The sequence below is a fragment of the uncultured Paracoccus sp. genome (genome assembly GCF_947496875.1).
In the GTDB taxonomy this organism is placed as follows: domain Bacteria; phylum Pseudomonadota; class Alphaproteobacteria; order Rhodobacterales; family Rhodobacteraceae; genus Paracoccus.
The window spans coordinates 100,376-118,790 of record NZ_CANMEH010000005.1 but is presented as its reverse complement, the minus strand read 5'-3'; the positions used below and the strand labels follow the sequence as shown (position 1 = coordinate 118,790).

General features: G+C 72.5%; 20 protein-coding genes. 11 read left to right on the top strand and 9 right to left on the bottom strand.

Going from position 1 to position 18,415, the window contains the following annotated elements:
* Position 1 precedes the first annotated feature (1 nt).
* Positions 2–1,129: a hypothetical protein gene (locus tag Q0938_RS08525; RefSeq protein ID WP_299360946.1), complete on the bottom strand. Its 1,128-nt coding sequence runs from the start codon at positions 1,127–1,129 to the stop codon at positions 2–4.
* Positions 1,130–1,364: 235 nt separating this feature from the next.
* Between Q0938_RS08525 and Q0938_RS08520 the strand changes: the two genes are divergently transcribed.
* The 7 genes from Q0938_RS08520 (at position 1,365) to lexA (ending at position 7,008) form a co-directional block, all read left to right on the top strand.
* Positions 1,365–1,949 (top strand): aminodeoxychorismate/anthranilate synthase component II, encoded by a 585-nt coding sequence (locus Q0938_RS08520; protein ID WP_299361171.1) that lies wholly within the window; start codon positions 1,365–1,367, stop codon positions 1,947–1,949.
* A complete protein-coding gene (gene trpD / locus Q0938_RS08515) occupies positions 1,946–2,977 on the top strand; it encodes an anthranilate phosphoribosyltransferase (protein ID WP_299360945.1) in 1,032 nt (343 codons plus the stop codon). The genes Q0938_RS08520 and trpD overlap by 4 nt, the downstream gene beginning before the upstream one ends.
* Positions 2,978–2,984: 7 nt before the next feature.
* The gene (locus tag Q0938_RS08510; RefSeq protein WP_299360943.1) at positions 2,985–3,734 is read left to right on the top strand and encodes a uracil-DNA glycosylase; all 750 of its coding nucleotides are present in this window, start codon (positions 2,985–2,987) and stop codon (positions 3,732–3,734) included.
* Positions 3,721–4,527, top strand: a complete 807-nt coding sequence (gene trpC, locus Q0938_RS08505) for an indole-3-glycerol phosphate synthase TrpC (protein ID WP_299360941.1) — start codon at positions 3,721–3,723, stop codon at positions 4,525–4,527. Before Q0938_RS08510 ends, trpC begins: the two co-directional genes overlap by 14 nt.
* Complete coding sequence (moaC, locus tag Q0938_RS08500; RefSeq protein ID WP_299360940.1) at positions 4,524–4,997, top strand: cyclic pyranopterin monophosphate synthase MoaC; 474 nt, start codon at positions 4,524–4,526, stop codon at positions 4,995–4,997. The genes trpC and moaC overlap by 4 nt, the downstream gene beginning before the upstream one ends.
* A complete protein-coding gene (glp, locus tag Q0938_RS08495) occupies positions 4,994–6,178 on the top strand; it encodes a gephyrin-like molybdotransferase Glp (RefSeq protein ID WP_299360939.1) in 1,185 nt (394 codons plus the stop codon). Before moaC ends, glp begins: the two co-directional genes overlap by 4 nt.
* 107 nt (positions 6,179–6,285) lie before the next feature.
* Positions 6,286–7,008, top strand: coding sequence for a transcriptional repressor LexA (gene lexA / locus Q0938_RS08490; protein ID WP_299360938.1), 723 nt, complete (start codon positions 6,286–6,288; stop codon positions 7,006–7,008).
* Positions 7,009–7,190: 182 nt separating this feature from the next.
* On the opposite strand, the gene hemC is transcribed toward lexA, so the two are convergent.
* Entirely contained in the window at positions 7,191–8,177 is a 987-nt protein-coding gene (gene hemC / locus Q0938_RS08485) for a hydroxymethylbilane synthase (RefSeq protein WP_299360937.1), read from the bottom strand.
* A gap of 62 nt (positions 8,178–8,239) precedes the next feature.
* Here hemC and hemE point away from each other — a divergent pair, with 62 nt between their 5' ends.
* A complete protein-coding gene (hemE, locus tag Q0938_RS08480; RefSeq protein WP_299360936.1) occupies positions 8,240–9,301 on the top strand; it encodes a uroporphyrinogen decarboxylase in 1,062 nt (353 codons plus the stop codon).
* A 6-nt stretch (positions 9,302–9,307) separates the two neighbouring features.
* The gene (locus Q0938_RS08475; protein ID WP_299360935.1) at positions 9,308–10,177 is read left to right on the top strand and encodes a DMT family transporter; all 870 of its coding nucleotides are present in this window, start codon (positions 9,308–9,310) and stop codon (positions 10,175–10,177) included.
* On the opposite strand, the gene Q0938_RS08470 is transcribed toward Q0938_RS08475, so the two are convergent.
* Together Q0938_RS08470 and hemF are read right to left on the bottom strand one after the other, a co-directional pair.
* Complete coding sequence (locus tag Q0938_RS08470) at positions 10,174–10,764, bottom strand: LysE family translocator (protein ID WP_299360934.1); 591 nt, start codon at positions 10,762–10,764, stop codon at positions 10,174–10,176. The genes Q0938_RS08475 and Q0938_RS08470 overlap by 4 nt on opposite strands.
* A 25-nt stretch (positions 10,765–10,789) precedes the next feature.
* Positions 10,790–11,650 (bottom strand): oxygen-dependent coproporphyrinogen oxidase, encoded by an 861-nt coding sequence (gene hemF / locus Q0938_RS08465; protein ID WP_299360932.1) that lies wholly within the window; start codon positions 11,648–11,650, stop codon positions 10,790–10,792.
* Positions 11,651–11,727: 77 nt separating this feature from the next.
* Between hemF and Q0938_RS08460 the strand changes: the two genes are divergently transcribed.
* Positions 11,728–12,132: a hypothetical protein gene (locus Q0938_RS08460; RefSeq protein WP_299360930.1), complete on the top strand. Its 405-nt coding sequence runs from the start codon at positions 11,728–11,730 to the stop codon at positions 12,130–12,132.
* 18 nt (positions 12,133–12,150) lie between these two features.
* Here the strand turns inward: Q0938_RS08460 and Q0938_RS08455 are convergent, their stop codons facing one another.
* A complete protein-coding gene (locus Q0938_RS08455; protein ID WP_299360929.1) occupies positions 12,151–13,215 on the bottom strand; it encodes a methyltransferase in 1,065 nt (354 codons plus the stop codon).
* Positions 13,216–13,560 (bottom strand): ATP-dependent Clp protease adapter ClpS, encoded by a 345-nt coding sequence (gene clpS, locus Q0938_RS08450; RefSeq protein ID WP_299361170.1) that lies wholly within the window; start codon positions 13,558–13,560, stop codon positions 13,216–13,218. It lies immediately after the preceding gene.
* A gap of 218 nt (positions 13,561–13,778) precedes the next feature.
* Between clpS and Q0938_RS08445 the strand changes: the two genes are divergently transcribed.
* Positions 13,779–15,467 (top strand): D-alanyl-D-alanine carboxypeptidase family protein, encoded by a 1,689-nt coding sequence (locus tag Q0938_RS08445; protein WP_299361168.1) that lies wholly within the window; start codon positions 13,779–13,781, stop codon positions 15,465–15,467.
* A gap of 120 nt (positions 15,468–15,587) precedes the next feature.
* On the opposite strand, the gene ccoS is transcribed toward Q0938_RS08445, so the two are convergent.
* The 3 genes from ccoS to Q0938_RS08430 are packed head-to-tail and all read right to left on the bottom strand — an operon-like array spanning position 15,588 to position 18,414.
* Complete coding sequence (gene ccoS, locus Q0938_RS08440; protein WP_299360927.1) at positions 15,588–15,755, bottom strand: cbb3-type cytochrome oxidase assembly protein CcoS; 168 nt, start codon at positions 15,753–15,755, stop codon at positions 15,588–15,590.
* The gene (locus Q0938_RS08435) at positions 15,755–17,950 is read right to left on the bottom strand and encodes a heavy metal translocating P-type ATPase (protein ID WP_299360926.1); all 2,196 of its coding nucleotides are present in this window, start codon (positions 17,948–17,950) and stop codon (positions 15,755–15,757) included. Before Q0938_RS08435 ends, ccoS begins: the two co-directional genes overlap by 1 nt.
* Entirely contained in the window at positions 17,947–18,414 is a 468-nt protein-coding gene (locus Q0938_RS08430) for a FixH family protein (protein ID WP_299360924.1), read from the bottom strand. Before Q0938_RS08430 ends, Q0938_RS08435 begins: the two co-directional genes overlap by 4 nt.
* Between the last annotated feature and the right edge of the window lies 1 nt (position 18,415).

Below are 18,415 nucleotides of genomic sequence, written 5' to 3'. Positions count from 1 at the left end.
GTCAGTTCCTGTCCATCACGCGAAGGTCGGAAAGATCGGGCGGCGTGGACAAGTCCAGCGCCGGCGCGGCGAGCGTCGGGGTGGGCGGCGCCATCGTCGGGCCGTCGCTCCCCTGCGGCCGGTCGGCGGTCCGTGCGCCGTCACCGGCCCCGTCCTGCGCGGCGGTCTCCGCGGCATCCCCGGCATCCCCGGCATCGTCCGGCGCCGGATCTTCGTCCTCCGCCGCCTCGGGCGCGGTTGCGCCGCGCTCGGCCGTCGTCACCGGCACCTGCTCGTCTCCCGCGGCGTCCGGATCGGCCGCGTCCGCAGACGGCGCCCCGGCGCTGTCGGGGGTGGCCGCCGCCCCGGCATCGCCGGCGGTCTGCTGCCGCGGCAGGCGGTCCGCCGCGGGCGCGCGGGCGAGATCCGGGCGGGCCACGGACAGCGTCGGACTGTCCGCCGCCCCCGGCCGCGCCGGTCCCCCCGACAGCGTCGCCGGGGCCGCGGGCGCCTGCGGCGCATCGACCCCGCCGGGCCGCTCGCCCGGGCTGCGCGCGGCCGCGGGGGCCGGTTCCTCGGCCGAGGTCGGGACCGTCGGCGCGCGGCTGGCCGTCGCGGCCACCGTCGCGTCCAGCGGCTGCGGTGCGGCCGGCGGCTGATCGGTGCCGCGGGCGAATTCCGATCCGACCGGATCGGGCAGCGTGCCGGTCGCCGGCCCCGGCTCTGCCTCCTCAGAGGAGCCGTCGGCAGATGGGATATCGGCGGCCGCGGCCTGCGGGTCCGGACCCGGCACGCCATCGGCCGGTGGCGCGGCGATCACAGCGGCGCTGTCGTCGGGTCCAGGCGACGCGGGTGCCGGAGAAGCCGCCTCGGGCAAGGGATCCACGTCGGGGTCCGCGTCGGAGTCCATGTCGGGGTTCTCGGCGGGCCTGCCGGCGCCGCCATCAGCGCGCGTCACCGACTCCGCCGGCCCGGATTCCGGCGGCCACGGCTCCGATGGCCCCGGCTCCGGTGCCGCAGGCGCGGCCACGGATGCCGCCGCGTCCGGCCCCTCACCCTCCGGTCCCGGCGCCGCCAGCGACAGCGCGGCCAGCGCGGCGCCGCACAGCACCGTTCCATGCACCAGCCCGGTCCAGAATCCGCCTGCCATCATTCCGCCCCTGATCCGGTCCGTCGCCGATGCCGGCCCGCGGCGGGTTGACCCCCCGTCGGGCTTTCGCCCATCTATAGCCCACCGATCCTGCGGAGCCACCCCCATGCACGCGCCTGCCCCGTCCCCGTCGCCCCGGCCGTCGCACGCGGTCCCCGCGGCCCCGTCCGGGACGTCTCCGACGTCCCCACCGGTGCTGGGGCCGGTGACCTCTTCCGCCGCCGTCCCGATCCTGATGATCGACAATTACGACAGCTTCACCTGGAACCTCGTTCACTACCTGGGCGAGGCGGGCGCCCGGGTCGAGGTGGTGCGCAACGACGCGCTGAGCGTGGACGAGGCGCTGGCCCGCGGCGCCGCGGGGCTCCTGATCTCGCCGGGCCCGTGCGACCCGGCCCAGGCCGGGATCATCGTGCCGCTGATCCGGGCCGCCGCCGAGGCGGGCGTGCCGGTGATGGGGGTCTGCCTCGGCCATCAGGCGATCGGCGAGGCGTTCGGCGGCCGCGTCGTGCGCGCGGCCCGGATCGTGCACGGCAAGGTCGACGACATCCACCACGACGGCACCGGGCTGTTCGCCGGCCTGCCCTCGCCGCTGCGGGCGACCCGCTACCACTCGCTGACCGTCGACCCGGACAGCCTGCCGGCCGGGCTGCGCGTCACCGCCACCGCCGCCGACGGCAGCATCATGGGGCTGGCGCACCGCGACCTGCCGATCGAGGGCGTGCAGTTCCACCCCGAGAGCATCCGATCCGAACACGGGCACGCCATGATCCAGACCTTCCTGCGCCGCTGCGCCACCCCGGGGCGTTCCGCCGCATGACCGACCATCCGACCGACATCCGGCCGCTGATCGGGCTGGCCGCCAGCCGCCCGCTGACCGCCGACGAGGCCGAGGCGGCGTTTGCCGCGCTGTTCGACGGCGCCGCGACCCCGGCGCAGATCGGCGGGCTGCTGATGGCGATGCGGGTGCGCGGCGAGACGGTCGAGGAAATCGCCGCCGCTGCCCGCGCGATGCGGGCCCGGATGAACCGGATCACCGCGCCCGCCGACGCGATCGACATCGTCGGCACCGGCGGCGACGGCAAGGGCACGCTGAACATCTCGACCGCCGCGGCGCTGGTGGTGGCCGGGGCGGGGGTTCCGGTCGCCAAGCACGGCAACCGCAACCTGTCGTCGAAATCGGGCAGCGCCGACGCGCTGGCCAGCCTGGGGCTGAACGTGCTGGGCAGCCCCGACGCCGCCCAGCGGGCGATCGCCGACTGCGGCATCTGCTTCATGATGGCGCCGATGCACCACCCGTCGATGCGCAACGTTGGCCCGGCCCGGGCCGAGCTGGGGACCCGCACCATCTTCAACCTGCTGGGACCGATGACCAACCCCGCCGGGGTGACCCGGCAGCTGACCGGCACCTTCTCCAACGACTGGGTCCGCCCGATGGCCGAGGTGCTGCGCGAGCTGGGCTCGACCTCGGTCTGGATCGTGCATGGCGGCGACGGCACCGACGAGCTGTCGATCGCCGAACCGTCCCACGTCGCCCAGCTCAGGGACGGCGAGGTCACCGAATTCGACATCGCGCCCGAGGATGCGGGCCTGCCGGTCCACCCGTTCGACAGCATCGTGGGCGGCGACCCGGCCCACAACGCCGCGGCGCTGCGGGACCTGCTGGACGGCGCGCCCGGCGCCTATCGCGACGCGGTGCTGCTGAACGCCGCCGCCGGGCTGCTGGTGGCGGGCGTCGCCGCCGACCTGCGCGAGGGCGTGGCGCGGGCCGTCGAGGCGATCGATTCCGGCGCCGCCCGCGACCGGCTGGCCTGCCTGATCCGCCTGACCGGCGCCCCGGCCCCGTGATCGCGCCGTGACCGCGGCAAGCGGCACGGCTCGGGCTCACCTCGCCCCGGCCCCACCCGGACCGCCGCCCGCTTGGGCGCATCTGCCGTTCTTTGCCGACAGCTGGCCGGCGATCCGCGACCGCCTGTCCGGCGCCGACTGGCTGCCCGGCCCGGACCGGGTGTTTGCCGCGCTGCAGGCGGTGGCGCCCTCCGGGGTGCGGGTCGTGATCCTGGGCCAGGATCCCTATCCGACCCCCGGCCATGCCAACGGGCTGGCGTTCTCGGTCAGTCCCGGCGTGGCGCTGCCCCGCTCGCTCGCCAACATCTTCGCCGAACTGCGCGCCGACCTGGGCGCCGCCCCGGCGTCGGGCGACCTGACCCCCTGGGCCCGCCAGGGGGTGCTGCTGCTCAACACGGCACTATCCGTCGCGCCGAACGGGGCCGGCTCGCATGCCGGCTGGAGCTGGGACGACCTGGCCCGGCAGGCCATCGCCGACAGCCAGCGCCACGGCCCGGTGGCCTTCCTGCTGTGGGGCGCCCACGCCCAGCGCGCCGCGTCCGGTCTGCCCCGCGACCGGGATTTGGCGATCGCCACCGCCCACCCCTCGCCCCTGTCGGCGCGGCGCGGGTTCTTCGGGTCGCGGCCGTTCAGCCGGATCAACGACTGGCTGCTGTCCCGCGGCCTGCCCGCCATCGACTGGACCGGCATCGACGGAACCGGCCCCGTTGCACAGCCCCGCCCCGGCCCTGTATCACCCCCGCATGGACATTCTTGACAAGATCCGCCGCTACAAGCTGACCGAGATCGCCGCGGCCCGCGCCGCCCGCCCCCTGCCGGTGGTCGAGGACGCGGCCCGCGCCGCCCCGCCGGTGCGCGGCTTCGCCGACGCCCTGACCCGCGCCGCGTCGTCCGGCCCCGCCCTGATCGCCGAGATCAAGAAGGCCAGCCCGTCGAAAGGCCTGATCCGCCCCGATTTCGACCCGCCGGCATTGGCCCGCGCCTATCAGGACGGCGGCGCCGCCTGCCTGTCGGTGCTGACCGACGGGCCGAGCTTCCAGGGCGCCCCCGAATTCCTGACCGCCGCCCGCGCCGCCTGCGACCTGCCGGTGCTGCGCAAGGATTTCCTGCACGACCCCTACCAGGTGGCCGAGGGGCGGGCCTGGGGCGCCGACTGCATCCTGATCATCATGGCCTCGGTCGACGACACGCTGGCCGCCGAGCTGGAAGACGCCGCCCGCCACTGGGGCATGGACGCGCTGATCGAGGTGCATGACCGCGCCGAGCTGGATCGCGCCCTGCGCCTCGCCTCGCCGCTGATCGGGATCAACAACCGCGACCTGCGCAGCTTTGCGGTCAGCCTCGACACCACCCTGACGCTGGCCCCGCATGTCCCCGCCGACCGCCACGTGATCTGCGAAAGTGGCCTGTTCACCCATGACGACCTGGCCCGGATGATGGAGGCCGGGATCCGGCGCTTCCTGATCGGCGAAAGCCTGATGCGCCAGCCCGACGTCGCCGCCGCGACCCGCGCGATCCTCGGCCGCAGCCCCCCGCAGGAGGTCGCATGACCCTGACCCATTTCGACGCCGCCGGGCAGGCCCACATGGTCGACGTCTCCGGCAAGACCGCCACCGCGCGCGAGGCGGTGGCCGAGGCGGCGGTGGTCATGTCGCCCGAAACCCTGGCGCTGGCCCAGGGCGGCGCGGCCAAGGGCGACGTGCTGGGCGTGGCCCGGCTGGCCGGGATCATGGGCGCCAAGCGCACCGCCGAGCTGATCCCGCTCTGCCACCCGCTGCCGCTGGACAAGGTGGCGCTGGACCTGACCGCCGACCCGGCGCTGCCCGGCATCCGGATCACCGCCACCGCCCGCACGACCGGCCGCACCGGCGTCGAGATGGAGGCGCTGACCGCCGCCACCGTCGCGGCGCTGACCGTCTACGACATGCTGAAGGCCGCGCAAAAGGACATGCGGATCGAGAATGTCCGGCTGCTGAGAAAGACCGGCGGCAAGTCCGGCACCTTCGAGGCCGCGCCATGATCCCGGTCGACGAGGCGCTGGCCGCCGTCCTGTCCCTTGCCCCCGCCCCGCAGCCGCAGGATTGCGCGCTGGCCGACGCGCTGGGGCGGGTGCTGCTGGAACCGGCGGTGTCGCGGATGACCCAGCCGCCCTTCGACGCCGCCGCGATGGACGGCTATGCGCTGCGCAGCGCCGACCTGCCCGGGCCGCTGCGGGTGGTGGGCGAGGCCGCGGCCGGGCGCGGCTGGTCGGGTGACGCTGCCGCCGGCACGGCGCTGCGGATCTTCACCGGCGCGCCGGTGCCGCCCGGCTTCGACCGGGTGGTGATGCAGGAACACGTGACCCGCGACGGCGACGCGATCACCGTGGCCGCCGACGCGACCGGCCCGCATATCCGGCCGCGCGGCAACGACTTTGCCCAAGGCGACACCCTGCCCGCGGGCCGCCGCCTCGCCCCCGCCGATCTGGGGCTGCTGGCGGCGATGAACCTGCCCCGCGTCACCGTGGCCCGCCCGCCCCGCGTCGCCGTGATCGCGGGCGGGGACGAGCTGGTGCCCCCCGGCACCGATCCCGGCGACGGGCAGATCATCAGTTCGAACGACATCGCGGTGGCGGCGCTGGCCCGGCAGGCCGGCGCCGAGGTGCGGATCATGCCGCTGGCCCGGGATACCGAGGCCAGCCTGCGGGCGGTGTTTGCCGATGCCGCCGACGCCGACGTGATCGTGACGATCGGCGGCGCCTCGGTCGGCGACCACGATCTGGTCGGGCGGGTGGCCGCCGATCTCGGCATGGACCGGGCCTTCTACAAGGTCCGGATGCGTCCCGGCAAACCGCTGATGGCGGGCCGTCTGGCGGACGGCGCGGTGATGCTGGGGCTGCCCGGCAACCCGGTCTCGGCGATGGTCTGCGCGACCCTGTTCCTGCGGCCGCTGCTGGACCGGATGCAGGGGCAGGATGGCGGCCCCGACCTGCGCCACGGCATCCTGGGCCGCGACCTGCCGGCCGAGGGCGACCGGCAGCATTACCTGCGCGCGACGCTGCAGCACGGACCCGACGGCGCCGTGGTCACCCCGTTCCCCGATCAGGACAGCGCCCGGCTGGCGCTGATGGCGCAGGCCGACGCGCTGCTGGTCCGCCCGCCCGGCGACCCGGCCCGGCAGCGGGGCGCGCCGGTCCGCTATCTGCCGCTGCGACAGGGCTGACCCGCTCTGCGCCGAATCACCTTGGGCTTGACCGGCAAACCGTGATTCGCCTAGAACATTCCTCGAACATCGCAGCATCCCGCGACCGGCAGAACAGGCGACATGTCATGCTCACCAGAAAGCAGATCCAGCTTCTCGAGTTCATCCAGGCGCGGATGGCACGGGACGGCGTCTCGCCCTCCTTCGACGAGATGAAGCTCGCCCTCGACCTGCGGTCGAAGTCGGGCATCCACCGGCTGGTCACGGCGCTCGAGGAACGCGGCTTCATCCGCCGCCTGCCGCACCGCGCCCGGGCGCTGGAAATCATCCGGCTGCCCGACAACATGCGCGGCGACGACCGCGCCGATGGCGGCTTCACGCCGCGGGTGATCGCCGGCGACGGCCCGGCCCGGGGCGATTTCCGCCCGCCCCGGCCGCACGGCGCGATGCCGATCGTGGACAGCCCCGCGGTGGACCTGCCGGTGATGGGCCGGATCGCCGCCGGCGTCCCGATCGAGGCGATCTCCGAGGTGTCGCACCACATCGCCGTGCCCGGCGCGATGCTGAAGGGCCGCGACCACCACTACGCGCTCGAGGTGCGGGGCGACTCGATGATCGACGCCGGCATCAACGATGGCGACGTGGTGATCATCCGCGAACAGGACCACGCCGAGAACGGCGACATCGTCGTGGCGCTGGTCGACGGCGCCGAGGCGACGCTGAAGCGCTTCCGCCGCCGCGGCGGCATGATCGCGCTGGAAGCCGCGAACACCAGCTTCGAGACGCGGGTGCTGCCCGAGGACCGCGTCAACGTCCAGGGCCGGCTGGTTGGCCTGCTCCGCAGCTACTGACCACCCTCCGCGCTAGTGCCGCACCGGCGGGGTTCCACTACATCTAGTGGCCCGCCCCGGCGGCTGGTGGCGTGGCGCCTGAGGTTGCGCAGGAAAACTGCATGAACCATGCGTGAACACTGCATGAACACCGCCTGAACGGCGGCACGTCCGCCGCGGCCGCCGCGGGCGCCTCTCCGGCCTCAGCGCCCCACCGGCGGCGAGCCCCGGTCGGCGCTGATCCCCATCAGCTCGAAGAAATCCTCCGGCGCGCGCCCCAGCAACTCATCCGCCAGATCGGTCCCCATCGCCGGCCCGTCCTGCGCCGCCCCGCGCCGCTCCCCGGTCAGCGACAGCGACCCGTCGGGCAGCAGGATCTGCCCGCGCAGCAGCAGCGTTCCGTCCGGCTGCAGCTCGGCCAGCCCCGCGATCGGCGTCTCGCAGGACCCGTCCAGCCGCGCCAGGAACGCCCGCTCGGCCTCGACCCGCAGCGTGGTGCTCAGGTCGGATATCGCCGCGACCAGCGACGCCGCAACGCTGTCGTCGGCCCGCCGCTCGATCCCGATCGCCCCCTGCGCCACCGCGGGCAGCATCTCCTCGGGCGCGACCGCCCCGGCCGCCACCGCGGTCATCCCCAGCCGCGCCAGCCCCGCCATCGCCAGGAATGTCGCGTCCGCGACCCCCTCGTCCAGCTTGCGCAGCCGCGTCTGCACGTTGCCGCGGAACTCGACCACGACGAGGTCCGGCCGCGCGTGGATCAACTGCGCCCGCCGCCGCAGGCTGGACGACCCGACCCGGGTTCCCGCCGGCAGTTCGGCGATCGAGCGGTGGATGCGGCTGACAAAGCCGTCCCGCACATCCTCGCGCGGCAGGTAGCAGTCGATGACCAGCCCCTCGGGCTGCAGCACCGGCATGTCCTTCATGGAATGGACGGCGATGTCGATGCTGCCGTCCAGCAGCGCGTCCTCGATCTCGCGGGTGAACAGGCCCTTGCCGCCGATCTCCTTCAGGGGGCGGTCCAGGATCCGGTCCCCGGTCGTCTTGATGGGCACGATCTCGAAGGCGTCCGCGGGCAGATCATGGGCGGCCATCAGCCGGTCGCGCGTCTCGTGCGCCTGGGCCAGCGCCAGGGCCGAACCACGGGTGCCGATGCGAAGCGGGTGCGACGGGGCGGGATAGGCTGCGTTCATGCGCCCCCGGTTAACCCCGGCCGCCCGCCTTGACAACCGGGCTGCCGTGGCGATGAAGGGTCATGGATACAGCACCGTCGTCGCCTTCTCCCCGAAAAACCATCCTGCGCGCCATGGCCGGCGAACGGCTGCCGACGCCGCCGATCTGGATGATGCGCCAGGCCGGCCGGTACCTGCCGGAATACCGCGCGACCCGGGCCCAGGCCGGCGACTTCCTGTCGCTGTGCTACAATCCCGAGCTTGCGGCCGAGGTCACGCTGCAGCCGATCCGCCGCTTCGGCTTCGACGCCGCGATCCTGTTCGCCGACATCCTGCTGGTGCCGCAGGCGCTGGGGCTGGACCTGTGGTTCGTCACCGGCGAGGGGCCGCGCCTGTCCACCGTCACCACGCCGGACGGCCTCTCCGCGCTGAAGCCGGTCGGCGCCATCCACGACACGCTGTCGCCGATCTACGACACCGTCCGCATCCTGCGCCGCGAATTGCCGCCCGAAACGACCCTGATCGGCTTTGCCGGCGCGCCCTGGACCGTGGCCACCTACATGATCGCCGGACAGGGCACCAAGGATCAGGCCCCCGCCCACGCGCTGAAAGACGGCGACCGCGCCACGTTTGCCGGGCTGATCGAGCGGGTGACCGAAGCCACGATCGAATACCTGTCGGCCCAGATCGATGCCGGCGCCGAGGTGGTCAAGCTGTTCGACAGCTGGGCGGGCAGCCTCAAGGGGCCGGACTTCCAGGACTTCGCGGTGGAACCGGCCCGCCGGATCATCGCCGAACTGAAATCGCGCCACCCCGGCATCCCGGTCATCGCCTTCCCGCGCGAGGCGGGACCCGGCTATGTCGGCTTTGCCCGGGCGACCGGGGCGGACTGCGTGGCGCTTGACAACTCGGTCAGCGCCGAATGGGCGGCGCAGAACGTGCAGCGCGACGGTTGCGTGCAGGGCAACCTCGCGCCCGGCCACATGGTGACTGGCGGCCAGGACCTGGTGGACGAGACGCGGCGGATCGTCGCGGCGTTCTCGGGCGGGCCGCACATCTTCAACCTGGGACACGGGATCACCCCGGACGCCGACCCCGACAATGTCGCGCTGATGGTCGAGACAGTCCGCAGCAGCCGCGCCTGACCTTCCGTGTGGGTCGCCGCCACCCTGATCGCGGCGCTGGCCCAGACCGGCCGCAACGCGGCGCAGGCGGGGCTGACCGGCCGCATCGGCACCCTGGGCGCGACGGGCGTGCGGTTCCTGTTCGGCCTGCCCTTCGCGGTGCTGTTCCTGGCGGCAGTGGCGATGGTCCGCCCGATCCCGGCGCTGACCGGTACCGCCATGGCCTATGCCGCGCTGGGCGCGTTGGCGCAGGTCGCCGCCACCGCGCTGATGCTGGCGGCCATGCAGCGGCGCGGCTTTGCGGTGGCCACGGCGCTGATCAAGACCGAACCGGTGACCGTCGCGCTGCTGGGAGCCGCGCTGCTGGGCGAGGCGCTGACCGTCTCCCGGCTGGGCGCCATCGCGGTGGCCACCGCGGGGGTGATGGTGCTGTCCGGCACCGACTGGCGCCGCATGGGGTCGATCCCGATGCTGCTGGGCATCGTCTCCGGCGCGCTGTTCGGCCTGTCGGCGATCGGGTTTCGCGGCGGCATCCTGGCGCTGTCCGGCGGTGGCTTTGTCGAACGGGCCACCACGATCCTTGTCCTGTCGCTCGGCATGCAGACCCTGCTGGTGGGGGGCTGGCTGGCGCTGCGCGATCGCGCGGCCCTGCGCGGCATGCTCGGCGCGTGGCGTGAATCGCTGGGCGCGGGCTTTCTGGGGGCGGTGGCCTCGCAGTTCTGGTTCATCGCCTTTGCGCTGGCCCCGGCCGCGAATGTCCGCACCCTGGCCCTGGTCGAACTGGTGTTCGCCGCCGCGCTGTCGCGCCGCCGCCGCGAGGGGCTGAGCCGGCGCGAGATCGCCGGCATGGCGCTGATCACGGGCGGGGTCGGCTGGCTGCTGGCGACGGCGGCCTAGACCAGTTCGGCCAGGGCCGGCAGCATCGACAGGACCAGCAGCACCGCCATGGTGCCGTTGAACACCCGCAGGCGCAGCGGATGGGCCAGCCAGCGCCGCAGCCCCTGCCCCACCGCGGCCCAGATCGAGATCGCGGGCAGGCCGACCGTGACGAAGACCGCCGCGACCGCCGCGGCCCCGCCCGGCATGGCGCCATAGGCAATCAGGGCGCTCAGAACCATCGCCCAGGCCTTGGGGTTGACCCACTGGAAGGCGCAGGCCTGCAGGAACGTCATCGGCCGCGCGCCGCGGCGCACCTCGGGCGCGCCGGCAGTGGCGATCTTCCACGCCAGCCACAGCACGTAGGCCAGGCTGAGAACCGCCATGACCGCGCGCAGCCGCGGGTTGCCGGCGACCACCCGGTCCAGGCCCAGTCCCACGAGCAGCAGCATGACCGCCAGCCCACAGCTGATCCCCAGCAGGTGCGGCAGCGTCCGGCGAAAGCCGAAATTCACCCCCGACGCCAGCAGCATCATGTTGTTCGGCCCGGGCGTGATCGTCGTGACCAGGACGAACCCGGCCAACCCGACCAGCATCTGCTGGCTCATCGCGCCGCCCCGGCATCCACCTTGATCAGACCCACTTGGCCAGCGGCGGCAGGCTCATCAGCACGGCCTCGGGGTTGTGGCCGGTTTCCAGCCCGAACCGGGTGCCGCGGTCATAGACAAGGTTGTATTCGGCATACAGACCGCGGTGGATCAGCTGAACCTCGCGGTCGGCATCGGTCCAGGGGGTTGCCACGCGGCGGTCGACCAGCGGCAGGAATGCGGGCAGGAACGCCTCGCCAACGGCCCGGGTAAACGCGAAATCGGCGTTCCAGTCGCCGCTGTTCAGGTCGTCATAGAAGATGCCGCCCACGCCCCGCGCGCGGTTGCGATGCGGGATAAAGAAATACTCGTCGGCCCACGCCTTGAAGCGGTCATAGTAATCCGCCCCGTGCGGCGCACAGGCGTCGCGCAGCGTGTCGTGGAAATGCGCCGTGTCCTCGGCATATTCGAGGCAGGGATTCAGGTCGGTGCCGCCGCCGAACCACCACGCGCCCGGGGTCCAGAACATCCGGGTGTTCATGTGCACGGCGGGCACATGCGGGTTCTGCATATGCGCCACCAGGCTGATCCCCGACGCCCAGAAGCGCGGGTCGTCGGCCATGCCCGGCACCCCGCGCGCGGCCATCGCGGCCTGCGCCCTGGGCGCCAGGGTGCCGTGCACCTCGGACCAGTTCACCCCGACCTTCTCGAACACCCGGCCGTCGCGCAGCACCGACATCAGCCCGCCGCCCCCGTCATCGGCGCGGCTGGTGGGCGTCACCTCGAACCGGCCGGCCGGGGCGTCGCCGGGCCCGTCATCCTCTGCCGTCTCGAAGGCGGCGACGATGCGGTCGCGCAGCTCGCGAAACCATCCGGCGGCGGCGGCGCGTTCGGCAGCCATGTCCATCTGGTGTCCTTTCGTGATTTGCGCGGCAGGCCTGCGCGGCGCTAGGATTTTTCCGATCTTAGGTAAAGGCCTCCGCCATGACCCGCAACCTGACCCTGACCGCCCTGATCTGCGTCTCGCTGGCCGCCTGCGGGACCCCGCGCGAACGGTGCGAGGCGCGCAATACCCGCGAATACCGCACCATCGCCAACCTGCTGGAAGAGGTGCAGACGAACCTGGACCGGGGCTATGCGTGGGAACAGCGCGAAACGCGGCGGGTTGTGTGGCGGGATTGCCGCGACCTCGTGCGCCGGCGGGACGGCACGACCGACGTCGTCTATCGGCCCTGCCTGCGCAGCGTGCCCGATGTCGAACGCTACCGGGTGCCGATCGATCCTGCCGCCGAAACCCGCAAGCGCGACAATCTTGTCGCGCGGCTCAAGGCGCTGGAGCCATCCGCCCGCCAGGCGGTGCTGGCCTGCCGGGCGGCGTATCCCGAATAGCGGATCGCTGTTGGCGCGTCAGCGCCGCCGGCGCAGTTGCGGCCCCCGCGCGCCGGGGGTCCGGCCAGTCGTGGTCGACGCCCGCGCCCCCGGGCGGCGCGCGCCGGTCGCCATGATGACCTTGAACCGGCTGTCGCCGCCGATCTCGGTGGCGTCCGCGAAATGCTCGGCCAGCGCCGCCTCGTACGGCAGATGTCGGTTCGCCACCATCCACAGCCGGCCTGCGCCGGTCAGCAGGCCTGCGGCGGCCCGGATGAAGCGGCTGCCCAGATGCGGATCGGCGGTCCGGTCATCGTGGAAGGGCGGGTTCATCACCACGCCATTCACCGGATCGGGCAACCGGAAACTCGTGGCATCCGCCCAGTGGAACTGCGCCCGCGGATCGGTGACATTGCGGCGGGCACAGGCCAGCGCCTCGGCATCCGCCTCGACCAGGTGCACGATCTCGGGACCCGGGCGCGCCAGCACCTGCGCGGCCAGCCAGCCCCAGCCGGCGCCCAGATCGACCACCCGGGCCGGCATGCGGTCGGGCAGATGCGCTGCCAGCATCGCCGAGGCGGGGTCCACACCATCGGCCGAAAACACGCCCGGCCGGGTCACGAACCCGCCATCCACGGCCGTGTCGCGGGCGGTCCAGTCCGGCGGCAGCCAGTCGCCCTGCGGCACCGTCACCCGAAAGATCTTGCCATGCGCCCGCGACTGCACGTCCTCCACGGGCGCGAGCCCGCGCATCTCCTTCAGCGCCGAGTCGATGCCGTCGGTCTTCTGCCCGTCGATCCAGATCGGCGCGCCGGCCGGCACATGGCGGGCGGCCTCGGCGATCCTGGCCCGCGCCAGGTCGCGCGCCCGGGGCAGGAACACGATCGCGGAACCGGCCGGCGGCTCGGCAGCAGACCCATCCGATCCCAGCTCGGACCGCATCCGGAACCCGCGCGCCTGCAGGCTATCGTGATCGGGGCGGAATCCCTGCACGATCGTGGTCAGCGCCGGGTCGAACCCCGACAGGTCATGACCGGCCCGCGCACCCACCAGCAGCAGCGGCCCGGGCGGCGGGGACACCAGGTCCAGACGCGAGCCCGCCACCTATTCCTTTTCCATCGTGCATTGCAGCGGATGCTGCTGCCGCCGGGCAAGTTCCAAAACCTGCGCCACCTTTGTCTCGGCCACCTCGTGGCTGAACACGCCGACCACGGCGACGCCCTTGCGATGAACCGTCAGCATGATCTCGATCGCCTGGGCGTGGGTCATTCCGAACAGCCGCTCCAGCACGTGGACGACAAACTCCATCGGGGTGAAGTCGTCGTTCAGCAGCAGCACCTTGTACAGCGGCGGCCGCTGCGTCTTGGGCTTGGGCTTGACGACCAGTTCGACATCGTCCCGGTCGTCGGGGGTGCTGTTCAGACGTGGGTCCGTCACGGTGAAGGGCATCCTGCGATAAGGGAACACGCCGCAATATAGGACTTTGCCGGGTCATTGAAAGGCCCGGGCGCGGGGCAGCGCGCGCCGCCCGTTGCCGCAGCCGAACAACACGGTTCCCCGGTTCGAGTTTCAATGCTATTGTCTGGGAATTGATCAATGGCGTGCACAAGAACGCGCCTACAGGCAGAAAGACCGGGACAGTGAAGCAGATCATCCAGACCCTAATCATGGGTTGGCTTGTGCTATTCGGCACAATGCTGCCCCATGCCGCCGCCGCCGCCCCCTATGCCGCGCATGTCATGGACGCGCGAACCGGCAAGGACATCTATTCCAAGAACGCGGATGCACGGCTGCATCCTGCGTCTCTGACAAAGATGATGACGCTCTACATGGCGTTCAGGGCCATCGAAAGCGGGCAGGTCCGCCTCGACTCGCGATTCACGGTGACCAACCACGCCGCCGCGCAGCCGCCATCCAGGCTGGGCCTGCGCGCCGGGCAGCAGATCGAGTTGCGCTATCTGATCCGCGCCGCGGCGGTCAAGTCGGCCAACGACGCCGCCACGGCGATCGCCGAAGGGCTGGCGGGGTCCGAGGCGAAGTTCGGCGCCCAGATGACCCAGATGGCGCGGGCGCTGGGCATGCAGAACACCGTGTTCCGCAATGCCAACGGCCTGACGATGAGCGGGCATTACAGTTCCGCCCGGGACATGAGCACGCTGGGACGGCGGCTGTTCTATGATTTTCCGCAATACTACAGCATCTTCTCGCGGCGCACGGCGCACGCCGGCGTGGCGAACGTGTCCAGCACCAACCGCCGCTTTCTGGACAGCTATGCCGGCGCCGACGGGATCAAGACCGGATATACCCGGGCGGCGGGGTTCAACCTGACCGCCTCGGCGCAGCGCGGGAACAAGCGGATCATCGCCACGGTGATGGGCGGCACGTCGACCGCGCAGCGCAACGCCAAGATGGCCGAGCTGCTGGACATCGGCTTCGGCCGCGCCCCCAACCGCGTGAACGAGGTGCGGCCATCGGCCCCGCTCTATGCGGTCGAGAAAAAGCGGGCGGTCAAGGTCGCCCGGGTGGCCCAGCAGCCGGTGCCGCAGGTGACCGTTCGGGTTTCTGCGGCCGCCCGGCCAACGGCCCGGGGCAAGGTCGTGAGGCTGGCAGACCGGCGCGCGATTGCGGTGGCCGTTGCCGCCGCACAGCCCGTGCGCGCGCAGGGCGCGGCAGCGCAGGAGGCGCGGTCGGGATCGCTGCGGCTCAGCCAAAGCGCTCGTCCGGCCCGCCGCAGTAACGGCGCAGCAGCTGCGTCCGCCACGCAGACGGATCGCGCGGTCGCCGTCGCCTTGGCGGAACCGCCCCCGCAAGCTGCCGAGGCCAACTCCTCGGCGTCCGCAGGTCTCGTGCGATCGGATCGGCCGGCCGCCGCGCCGCGCGCGCGCAAGCGCGCCGACGTGACGACGGCCGCCACCTTTCGGGTCGCCGAGGCCGCGGCCCCACCCGCAGCCCCACCCGTCGAGGCCGAACCCCTTGAAGAGGGTGATCGCAGCGACGACAGCATCGCGCTGAGCCGGTCGGCCAAGCCGAAGCCCCGGACCGACATGATCATCCTGGCCGCGATGGGCACGCCCGGCGCATCCCCTGCGGCCAGCGAGGTCGTGTCGCGGTCGCGCTCGCGCAAGGGCAGCTTCGGGATCTCGCTGGGGCTGTACCGGTCCCGGGCCGAGGCCGAGAACCTTCTGCTGAAGACAGCCCTGCAGGAAAGCGCGGCCCTGGACGATGCGCGACGGAACGTCGCCGACACGGTGCGCGGGTTCGAGCCGCATTTTGTCGGGCTGAGCAAGAGCGCCGCAACCCTGGTCTGCGAAAAGCTGGCCGCCCGCCAGCAGACCTGCAAGGTAGTGCCGGGCTAGCAGGCTCCGGAGTATCGAACTTGGGGAGGCGCGGCCGGACGGCCGCGCTTTTTTTGTGTTCGCCCCCACGCCTGCAGGCCCGGCCGCCTCGCACCGCCCTCTGCCCCCCTCCCCGTCCGGTCAGCCGGGCGGCGGCTTGGGGCGGTCGTCCCACTCATCGCTGAGGATGCGTTCCGCATCGCCGCGGGGGTCCTCGTACTGGCGCGACCGCAGGGTCCACAGGAACGCCACCAGCCCCAGGCCGCCGAGCCCCAGCGAGACCGGGATCAGGATGATCAGGACCTCCATCAGCGCAGCCGCAGAGCATTCAGCGTCACGCTGAGCGAACTGGCCGACATCGCCAGGGCAGCCAGCAGCGGCGTCGCCAGTCCCATCATGGCGAACGGCACGGCGACGACGTTGTAGGCGATTGACAGGCCGAAATTCTCGTGGATCCGGCGGCGCGCCCGGCGGGCAAGCTCCAGCGCATCGGCCACGGGGGCAAGGTCGTTGCCCATCAGCACGACATCCGATGCGACCCGCGCGGCATCCAGCGCCGAGGCGGGCGAGATCGAGGCGTGGGCCGCCGCCAGCGCCGCGGTGTCGTTCAGCCCGTCCCCGACCATCAGCACCCGCCGGCCCCCGCCCGACAGCTCGGCCACCGTGGCGGCCTTTTCCCCCGGGGTCATGCCGGACTGCCAGTTGGCGATGCCCAGACGGCCGGCGATGTCCGCCACCGCGGCAGAATTGTCGCCCGACAGCAGCAGCACTTGCCGGCCCGACCGCTGCAGCGCCGCGACACAATCCTCGGCACCCGGGCGCAGCCGATCGTCGAAATCCAGCCGGATCACCGGTCCGCCGTCCACCGCCAGCCAGGTCGCCGCGCCTTCGGCCCGCACGTCATCCGCACCGACCCATTCGGCCCGGCCAAGCCGCACCCGGCGGCCCTGCCACCGCGCCTCGACCCCGTGGCCCGGCAGTTCGCGCAGGTCGTCGAGCTGCGCCGGCGCGACGGCGGCCAGCGCCGCGGCCAGCGATTGAGACAGCGGGTGAGCAGAACCACCGGCCAGCGCCGCGGCAATCGCCCGCAGGTCGGGCGGCAGGGGGTCCAGGGATTTCAGTCGCGGCATGCCCATGGTCAGCGTGCCGGTCTTGTCGAAGATCACCGTGTCGATCTCGGCCAGCCGCTCCAGTGCGGTCGCATTCTTGATCAGCAGGCCGCGGCGGAACAACCGTCCCGACGCCGCCGTCACCACGGCCGGAACGGCCAGACCCAGCGCGCAGGGGCAGGTGATGATCAGCACCGCGGCCGCGACATTGACCGCCACCCGCGCATCGCCGGTCCGCCACAGCCAAAACCCGAAGCTCGCCAGCGCCAGGACATGCACCGCCGGCGCGTAGGCCCGCGACATGCGGTCGGCGACCGAGGTGTATCGGCCGCGGGCGGATTCGGCCGAGGCGACCAGGGCGGTCAGGCGGGCCAGCGAACTGTCGCGCCCGGCGGCCGTCACCCGCAGCGTCAGCGGGCCAGTCAGGTTCACCTCGCCCGCGGTCAGGCCGATTCCCGGGGAAGCCGCCACCGGGATCGATTCCCCGGTCAGCGCAGACCGGTCGATATCGCTGCTGCCGCGTTCCACGATTCCGTCGGCGGCGATGCGGGCCCCCGGGCGCACCAGGATCAGATCGCCGGGGCGCAGGTCGGCCACCGGCGTCGGGACCTCTGCCCCGTCACGCAGCAGGATGGCACGCGGCACCTCCAGCGCGCTCAACTCCTCGGCGGCAGACCGGGCCACGGCGCGGGTGCGATAGTCCAGATACCGCCCGACCAGCAGGAAGAAACACAGCATCACCGCCGCGTCGAAATAGGCGTGGCGACCCTGCAGGATGGTTTCGTACAGCGACACCGCGCTGGCCAGGATCAGGGCCAGCGAGATCGGCACGTCCATCCCCAGCCGTCCGGCCCGCAGCGCCCGCAAGGCGCTGGCAAAGAACGGCTGGCCGGCGAAGGCGACGGTCGGCAGAGCGATCGCGGCGGAGATCCAGTGGAACATCTCGCGCGTCGCGGCCTCGGCGCCCGACCAGACCGCCACAGACAGGATCATGACGTTCATCATGGCAAAGCCCGACACCCCGATCCGCATCAGGATGTCGCGCCCCTGCCGGTCGGCGGCGCTCGCGGTCAGGGCGGACGGGTCCAGCTCGTGCGCCTCGTAGCCGATCCCGTCCAGGACCGGGATCAGATCGTCGGCGGTCATCCCCGGCGCGTCCACCGTCACCCGGCGCAGGGTCAGGTTGACCCGGGCGGCGCGCACCCCCGGGGTGGCGCCGAGGGTCCGTTCGACATCGGTTATGCAGGCGGCACAATGGATGCCCGGCAGCGACAGGATCAGGTCGCCCGCCGCACCGGCATCGGCAACGCCCGCCATCCGCTGCGCCAGCGGGGCGGCGTCGCAGGCGGGGCACGCGCTCAGCCGTGCCTGATGATCGACCCCGATGTCGGTCATTCCTCCACCCGGTTGCCGCGGAAATTGTCGATGCGCTGCCGGAACGCCGTGCCGTCGCGGGCGGTCGCGGCGACGTGCAGGTTCCACAGCCCCGGCGCCAGCGTCAGCGGGGCGCGGAACAGGCCGTTCTCGTAGGTGAACTGCGGTGTCTGATCGTCGCGGATGTGGGTCGGGCGACCGACAGTCACCTCCATCGACGCGACCGGGGCCGGGTAGCCTTGGGCATCGCGGATCATCAGCGTCAGGACCTCGCCGTCGTAGTCGGGGGTGACCTGCCAGGCGAGCTGGTCCTGCGCCGCCCGATCCCGGTCGAAGGACTGCGACGCGACGTAGGAATTCGCCACCTCGAGCCCCGGAAAGGTCCGCAGCGCCAGCACCGCGAGGGTCAGGTTGACCCCGATGATCACCCCGAACGCCGCAAGGGTGATGATCAGGACGTGCTTGCCGGTCAGTTCGCGCGTCATG